The 7,500-nt window shown below is 48.9% G+C and carries 6 protein-coding genes (1 of these 6 only partly in view); all 6 read right to left on the bottom strand.

All coding sequences use genetic code 11. The features are described 5' to 3' along the window. Positions 1 to 1,313, bottom strand: the 5' portion of a protein-coding gene (gyrA, locus tag ACZ2GZ_RS00030; RefSeq protein WP_058765174.1) for a DNA gyrase subunit A. It extends 1,258 nt beyond the left edge of the window; the window shows 1,313 of its 2,571 coding nt (coding positions 1-1,313); the start codon lies at positions 1,311 to 1,313; the stop codon falls past the left edge of the window. Between the two features lie 22 nt (positions 1,314 to 1,335). After that, positions 1,336 to 3,264, bottom strand: a complete 1,929-nt coding sequence (gene gyrB / locus ACZ2GZ_RS00025) for a DNA topoisomerase (ATP-hydrolyzing) subunit B (protein ID WP_021067843.1) — start codon at positions 3,262 to 3,264, stop codon at positions 1,336 to 1,338. 54 nt (positions 3,265 to 3,318) lie between these two features. After that, entirely contained in the window at positions 3,319 to 4,437 is a 1,119-nt protein-coding gene (gene recF / locus ACZ2GZ_RS00020; protein WP_021067844.1) for a DNA replication/repair protein RecF, read from the bottom strand. A gap of 1 nt (position 4,438) precedes the next feature. Continuing rightward, the gene (yaaA, locus tag ACZ2GZ_RS00015; protein ID WP_128123800.1) at positions 4,439 to 4,654 is read right to left on the bottom strand and encodes a S4 domain-containing protein YaaA; all 216 of its coding nucleotides are present in this window, start codon (positions 4,652 to 4,654) and stop codon (positions 4,439 to 4,441) included. 135 nt (positions 4,655 to 4,789) lie between these two features. Next, positions 4,790 to 5,929 (bottom strand): DNA polymerase III subunit beta, encoded by a 1,140-nt coding sequence (gene dnaN, locus ACZ2GZ_RS00010; protein WP_021067846.1) that lies wholly within the window; start codon positions 5,927 to 5,929, stop codon positions 4,790 to 4,792. A gap of 197 nt (positions 5,930 to 6,126) precedes the next feature. Continuing rightward, the gene (gene dnaA, locus ACZ2GZ_RS00005) at positions 6,127 to 7,500 is read right to left on the bottom strand and encodes a chromosomal replication initiator protein DnaA (protein ID WP_021067847.1); all 1,374 of its coding nucleotides are present in this window, start codon (positions 7,498 to 7,500) and stop codon (positions 6,127 to 6,129) included.

The raw sequence follows: 7,500 nt of genomic DNA, 5'->3' as shown, positions 1-7,500 counted from the left end.
ATTTTCTCACGCTCAAGTCCAGTCAAACGTTGAAGACGCATATCGAGAATCGCTTGCGTCTGCTCGGTCGACAACCCGAAACGGGCAATCAATTTCTCACGGGCCTCGTCACCGGTCCGCGTACTGCGGATGATGGCGATGACTTCATCCAAGTGATCGAGGGCAACGCGCAATCCTTCAAGGATGTGTGCACGGGCCTCGGCCTTGTCGAGATCGAACTGCGTCCGACGGCGGACGACTTCTTTTTGGTGCTCGATGTAGTAATAAATCGCTTGCTTCAAGTTGAGCGTCTTCGGTCGTCCCCCAACGAGGGCGAGCATGTTGACCCCAAACGTCGTTTGCATTGGCGTTTGTTTATACAAGTTGTTCAAAATGACACTGGCATTCGCATCGCGGCGTACTTCAATGACAACACGCATCCCGTTACGATCCGACTCGTCGCGAAGATCAGTGATGCCTTCGATTTTCTTGTCGCGTACCAAATCGGCAATCTTTTCGACGAGGCGCGCTTTGTTCACTTGATATGGGATTTCATGAACGAGAATCCGTTCACGACCATTTTTCAACACTTCGATTTCAGCTTTGGCCCGCATCGTGATTGATCCACGACCCGTCTCATAGGCGCGGCGAATTCCGCTACGTCCTAAAATTTCGCCGGCTGTCGGGAAGTCAGGCCCCGGGATATGCTGCATCAACTCGGAGATGGTGATATCCGGGTTATGCGTCAACGCAAGAACGCCGTCAATGACTTCGTTCAAGTTATGCGGCGGTACGTTCGTGGCCATCCCGACCGCGATTCCACTCGTCCCGTTGACCAAGAAGTTCGGGAACCGGGCTGGCATGACGACCGGTTCTTTCTCTTCTCCGTCAAAGTTCGGTTGGTAATCAATCGTGTTTTTGCCGATATCACGGACGAGTTCCATCGCGATTTTCGACATACGTGCTTCTGTATAACGCATCGCTGCGGCTGAGTCTCCATCGACCGATCCGAAGTTTCCGTGACCGTCGACGAGTTCATAACGATAACTGAAATCTTGCGCCATCCGAACCATCGTCTCGTAAACGGCAGAGTCACCGTGCGGGTGATACTTACCGATAACGTCACCGACCACACGGGCCGATTTTTTATGGGGCTTGTCAGCACGAATTCCAAGTTCGTTCATCGCATATAGAATACGACGGTGAACCGGTTTCAGACCGTCTCGTACGTCTGGGAGGGCACGTGACACGATAACGCTCATCGCATAGTCCATGAACGAGGTGCGCATCTCTTGGCTAATATTTATATCCTTGATATTTTCTTGTTCTGCCATTCATTATTGCCTACCCTTCTTTTTAAATATCGAGGTTTTTCACGTAATGCGCATGTGATTGGATGAAATCACGTCGCGGCTCGACATTGTCACCCATGAGCGTCTCAAAGATCTCATCCGCCTCAATGGCGTCTTGAAGGTCGACACGAAGCATCGAGCGTGTCTCTGGATTCATCGTCGTGCTCCACAGCTGTTCAGGGTCCATCTCACCTAGACCTTTGTAACGCTGTACGCTGTAACGAGCATTCTCCGGAAGCTGTTTAATCGCTTCTTGCAATTCACGGTCGTTCTGCACGTAAGTGACGTCTTTCCCGTGCTTCAAGCCGTAAAGCGGTGGTTGCGCGATATAGACATACCCGCTCTCGACGAGCGGACGCATGTAGCGATAGAAGAACGTCAAGAGCAGTGTGCGAATGTGGGCGCCATCGACGTCGGCATCGGTCATGATAATCAACTTATGATAACGAGCCTTCCCGAGATCGAACTCTTCCGCAATCCCTGTCCCGAGCGCTGTAATGATCGTACGTACTTCTTGGTTGGCTAAAATCTTATCAAGTCTTGCTTTTTCGACGTTGATGATTTTACCTCGGATCGGCAAAATCGCTTGGAAGTGACGATCACGACCTGATTTCGCTGAACCGCCGGCCGAGTCACCCTCAACGATGTACAGTTCAGACTTCGATGCATCTTTCGATGAACAGTCGGCTAGTTTCCCAGGCAATGAACTGACTTCAAGGATCCCCTTACGGCGTGTCATCTCACGCGCACGTTTCGCTGCGAGACGGGCACGGGCCGCCATCAAGCCTTTGTCGACAATCAATCGACCGACAGAAGGATTTTCGAGCAAGAATTGCTCGAACGTGTCTGTGAAGAGTGAGTCTGTGGCTGTACGCGCATCGGCGTTACCAAGTTTCGTCTTCGTCTGCCCTTCGAACTGTGGCGACGGGTGTTTGACCGAGACAATCGCCGTCAATCCTTCACGTACGTCATCTCCTGACAGGCTACCATCAGCCTCTTTCATGAGACCGAAGCGTTTTGCATAGTCGTTGATTGAACGCGTGAGCGCCGTTTTAAATCCAGTCTCGTGCGTTCCGCCCTCATGAGTCGGAATATTGTTCGTGAATGAATAGATGTTGCTCGCAAATCCTTCGTTGTACTGAAGCGCAATCTCGACTTCAATTCCATCCTTCGTGCCATGTACGTAGACAGGCTCGTCGTGGATTGAGGCTTTCGAGCGGTTCAAATGTTCAACGTATGACTTGATTCCACCCTCGTAGTGATAATTGCGTTCAATCGTCTCATCGCTGCGCTCGTCTTTGGCGACGATGCGGAGTCCTTTATTCAGGAAGGCAAGTTCGCGCAAACGTGTGGCGAGTAAATCAAAGTCATATTCGAGCGTCTCTTCGAAGATATCCCCATCCGGGAAGAAACGAACAGTTGTACCAGTCGTATCGGTCGTACCGACGATTTCAAGTTCGCCTTGTGGGACACCGCGTTTGAATGACTGATAGTAGACGTTGCCGTTACGACGGACGAACACTTCAAGCTTCGTCGACAACGCGTTGACGACCGAGGCCCCGACACCGTGTAGACCACCTGAAACTTTGTATCCGCCGCCGCCAAACTTACCTCCGGCGTGAAGGACGGTGAAGATGACTTCGACGGCAGGACGGCCCGTTTTCTTTTGAACATCGACTGGAATCCCGCGTCCGTTATCTTCGACAACAATCGAGTTACCTGGTTCTACTGTCATCGTGATCGTGTCACAATGTCCGGCGAGCGCTTCATCAATCGAGTTGTCGACGATTTCCCACACCAAGTGGTGGAGTCCTCGTGAGCTCGTTGAACCGATATACATCCCCGGGCGTTTACGAACGGCTTCTAACCCTTCAAGCACTTGAATCTGATCAGCACCATAATCTTGCATTTGTTTTTCGTTTTCGTTACTCATCGGTTTTGTTCACCTACTATACATGAATTGGTGTTCATATGGATTGGTCTTACGTTATACAGATTCCGTTTCAACTTCGCCTTGTTTCACGTGAAACACCTTCGCTTGTTGAATCGTTTCGTGAGCGATGCCATCAATGTTGGTCGTCGTGATAATGGTTTGGACTTTTTGGCCCATCGTGTCGAGCAGATGGGTTTGGCGATGGTCGTCTAATTCAGATAACACGTCATCTAACAAAAGCAATGGATATTCCCCGACCTCTTCGTGGATCAGTTCAATCTCCGCTAACTTTAAAGACAAAGCCGCTGTACGTTGCTGGCCTTGTGAACCGAACGTTTGGACGTTGCGATTGTTGACATACAATTCAAAGTCATCTCGATGCGGACCAAATAACGTCACGCCTCGTCTTCGTTCGTTCTCTCTTATTTTATCAAACTTTTGACGATACGTTTCAAACATCGCCTCTTTTGGGTAACGTTCTTTTTGGAATGTATCCGATACGTATTGAATCGTCAGTGTCTCCAAGTCACGTGTGATGCCGGAATGGATGGGTCCCGCCCATTTTTCAAGCTGATCGATAAAATGATGACGTCGCGAAACGATTTTCACGGCAAGCTCAATCATTTGATCGGTGAGCACCTCTAGTAGCGTCTCGTCTCCGCCTTTGATGGACAGTTGCTTCAACAATGCGTTCCGTTGCTTCAGTGTCTTCAAATACTGATTCAATTCATGTAAATAGACAGGACTCACTTGCCCGATTTCCATATCTAAAAACCGTCGTCGTCCTTGCGGGCTACCTTTGACGATGGCAAGGTCTTCGGGTGCGAACAGCACGACGTTAAAAGCGCCGACATAGTCGCTGAGGCGGCGTTGTTCGAGATGGTTCAATTTCGCTTTCTTCCCTTTCGGTGAAAACGTGAGCGACTGGACCGTCTCCCCGGTCCGTTTATGAATCCGTCCCTCGACCATCGCTGCATCCGCCTCCCAGCCGATCAGTTCACGGTCTTGCGTCGTCCGATGTGACTTTGCGAGCGCAAGTACGTAAATCGATTCGAGCAGATTCGTTTTCCCTTGGGCATTCTCACCAATGAGAACGTTCGTCTGTTCTGAAAAATCTAGCTCGAGGGTTTCGTAGTTGCGGTAGTTTTGCAATCGGATCGACTTTAAATGCACGTTAGTTACCCTCGATTTGGAAGTCTCCGAAACCTTCGACCTCAATCGTGTCCCCATCGCGTAGTTTGCGTCCGCGACGTTGATCAATCTCACCGTTCACTTTCACTTGAATGTCCTCTAAGAAGAACTTCGCTTGGCCTCCGCTTGAAATGATATCAGCCAACTTCAAAAATTGTCCGAGCGTTACATACTCGGTTGTAATCGACACTTTTTTCATGTCGTCACTTCCTTTCTTTCATACTTAGTACAAAAAATCGCCATACTTATTAGTTTATCGAAAAACGTCGAATAAGGCAAAAATGGGGATGACAAGGTGAAACACCTCATCATCCCCGAATCTGCTCAGTCTGACTTAAGACGTGCGGACTGGCAAGATCAACTGTAGGACGCTATCTTGCTCGACCGGACGCAAGATGAACGGACGCATCGAACCCGTGAACTGGATTTCGATCTCTGAAGCATCAAGCGCACGAAGCGCATCCATGACAAATTTCGAGTTGAATGAAATTTTTAACTCTTCTCCTTCAAGCGACAGGATGCTGACGCGCTCTGACACTTTCCCGACTTCTGGAGAATGAGAGGAGACTTCGACCGTCGTCGCTTCTTCAGCGACAAACTTGATGACGTTATTGCGATCAGCGCGTGCAAGCAATGACGCACGATCGATAGCTTGGAGGAAGTCCTTCGCGTTCATGCGGACCGCTGTCCGGTATTCTTCCGGAATCAAGCGTGATGTATCTGGGTATGCTCCGTCGAGTAGACGCGAGAAGAACGAGATGTTTTTCAAGCGGAACAAGATTTGTTGGTCCGTCAACACGATTTCGACTGGCAACTCTTCCCGATCAAGCAATTTTGCGAGTTCGTTCAATGAGCGGCCTGGGACGACGACATTTTGGAACGTCAAATCGTTGTCTGTCTCAAACCGTGCCCGGCGAAGTGCCAGACGGTGGCTATCCGTTGCGACACACGTCAAGAATCCTTTTTCGGCAGAGAAGTTGACCCCTGTCAACACAGGACGTGTCTCTTGTCCAGAAACAGCGAAGCTCGTTTGACGGATAATCGTCTTCAACAAATCGGCCGGCAAGTAGAAACGACGCTCGCTTGATAGTTCAGGCAGGCGCGGGTATTCATCTGGATCGAGTCCGTTCAAATGGAACTCGGCTTGTCCCGATTCAATTCGTGTCATAAAGTTCGGAGACACTTCGAGTGTCACTTCATTCGTCGGCAACTTTTTAACGATCTCACCGAGGAAACGTGCATTGAGCACGACGCTACCTGCTCGTTGAATTTGAATGAGTTCGATTCCGCCTTCTTCAATCGGTATTAAGCGTTCGATTGAAATTTCTGTATCGCTACCTGTGAGCGTCAACCCATCGGCATGGGCTTCAAGCTTTAATCCTGTGAGGATTGGAATCGTCGTTCGGGAAGCAACAGCTTTTGATACATCTTGTACGGCTTGCATGAATACATCTCGCTGAATCGTTAAATGCATGTGGATAATTCCTCCTAAGTGAACTGAGTCATATAGTTAATAATAATAGTATTATTTAAGTCATAATAGTAATAAGGGCTGTGGATACTGGGGATAAGTCACTTTAACCACTGGTGTTGAGCCATTCTGCCTGTGAATAACTTGTGGATAACTATGTGGGTTTATCCACAGGATATCCACAATGAAATTGAAGCGTTTTATGACAATGCTTTCTTTAACGTCTGAATCGTCTCTTGCATCTCCGGATCGTGCTTGAGCAACGTACTAATTTTCTCATGGGCGTGAATCACTGTCGTGTGATCGCGTCCACCGAACTCTTCCCCGATTTTAGGAAGCGAGCTTTCCGTCATCTCACGTGATAAGTACATCGCGATTTGACGAGGGAATGCGAGCGTCTTCGTCCGTTTCTTCGCCTTCAGTTCATCGACTTCAATATTAAAGTGACGGCCCACTATTTCTTGAATGTCCCGAATGACAATTTTCTTCGCTTCTTGGACCGGCATGATGTTGTGCAACGCTTCAGCAGCGACATCCGGATCAATCGGACGACCGACGAGCTTGGCATAGGCCACGACGCGCGTCAACGCCCCTTCGAGTTCACGAATGTTCGTGTCGATTTGGTTAGCAATATACAGCATGACGTCGTTTGCGATATCCAGTCCTTCTGCCGTCGCTTTCTTGCGTAAGATGGCAATCCGTGTTTCAAGGTCAGGCGGTGTGATGTCTGTGATAAGACCCCATTCGAACCGCGAACGAAGACGATCTTCGAGCGTCGGAATCTCTTTAGGCGGTCGATCACTCGAAATCACAATCTGTTTCTGATCGTTATGAAGCGCATTGAACGTGTGGAAAAACTCTTCCTGTGTCTGTTCTTTCCCGGCTAGGAACTGAATGTCATCGATTAAGAGAACATCAATGTTCCGATAGCGGTTGCGGAATTCTTCGGTCTTATTGTCACGAATCGAGTTGATAAACTCATTCGTGAACTTTTCAGATGATACGTAAGCGATCCGTGCGCCAGGCTTCTGCCCTTTCACGTAATGACCAATCGCATGCATCAAATGCGTCTTGCCGAGCCCGACTCCTCCATAAATGAAGAGCGGATTATAGGCGCGCGCCGGCGCTTCTGCGACAGCGAGCGAGGCAGCGTGAGCAAATCGGTTACCCGACCCGATGACAAACGTCTCAAAAATGTACTTGTCATTCAGCTGTCCGAGGTTCCCTTCCTCTTTTGGTAGTACTGGAAGTGGCTGTTCTTTCATTTCTGTGGCAGCAATTGTCTCTTTCGATCCATCCGCAGGTGCATACTTGTGTGCTTGTGATTCCTCGATAAAATGAATCTCAAGCTTGTTGTTCGTTACTTCTTCAATCGTATCTTGTAACAATGACAAGTATTGACGCTCAAGCCAAGTCACAATGAAACTGGCTGGCGCGGACACGACGAGTGTCGTCCCCATCAACGAAATTCCTTCTGTTGATTTCAACCACATATCAAAGCTGGCTTTTGGTGTTCGTTCCTCTTCCTCAATCAGAGATAAAACATTTCTCCAAATCTCGCGAGCATTCTTCAA

The organism is Exiguobacterium sp. KKT215, assembly GCF_055635335.1.
The sequence above is the reverse complement of the archived record's forward strand: the minus strand, read 5'-3'. Positions and strand labels throughout refer to the sequence as shown.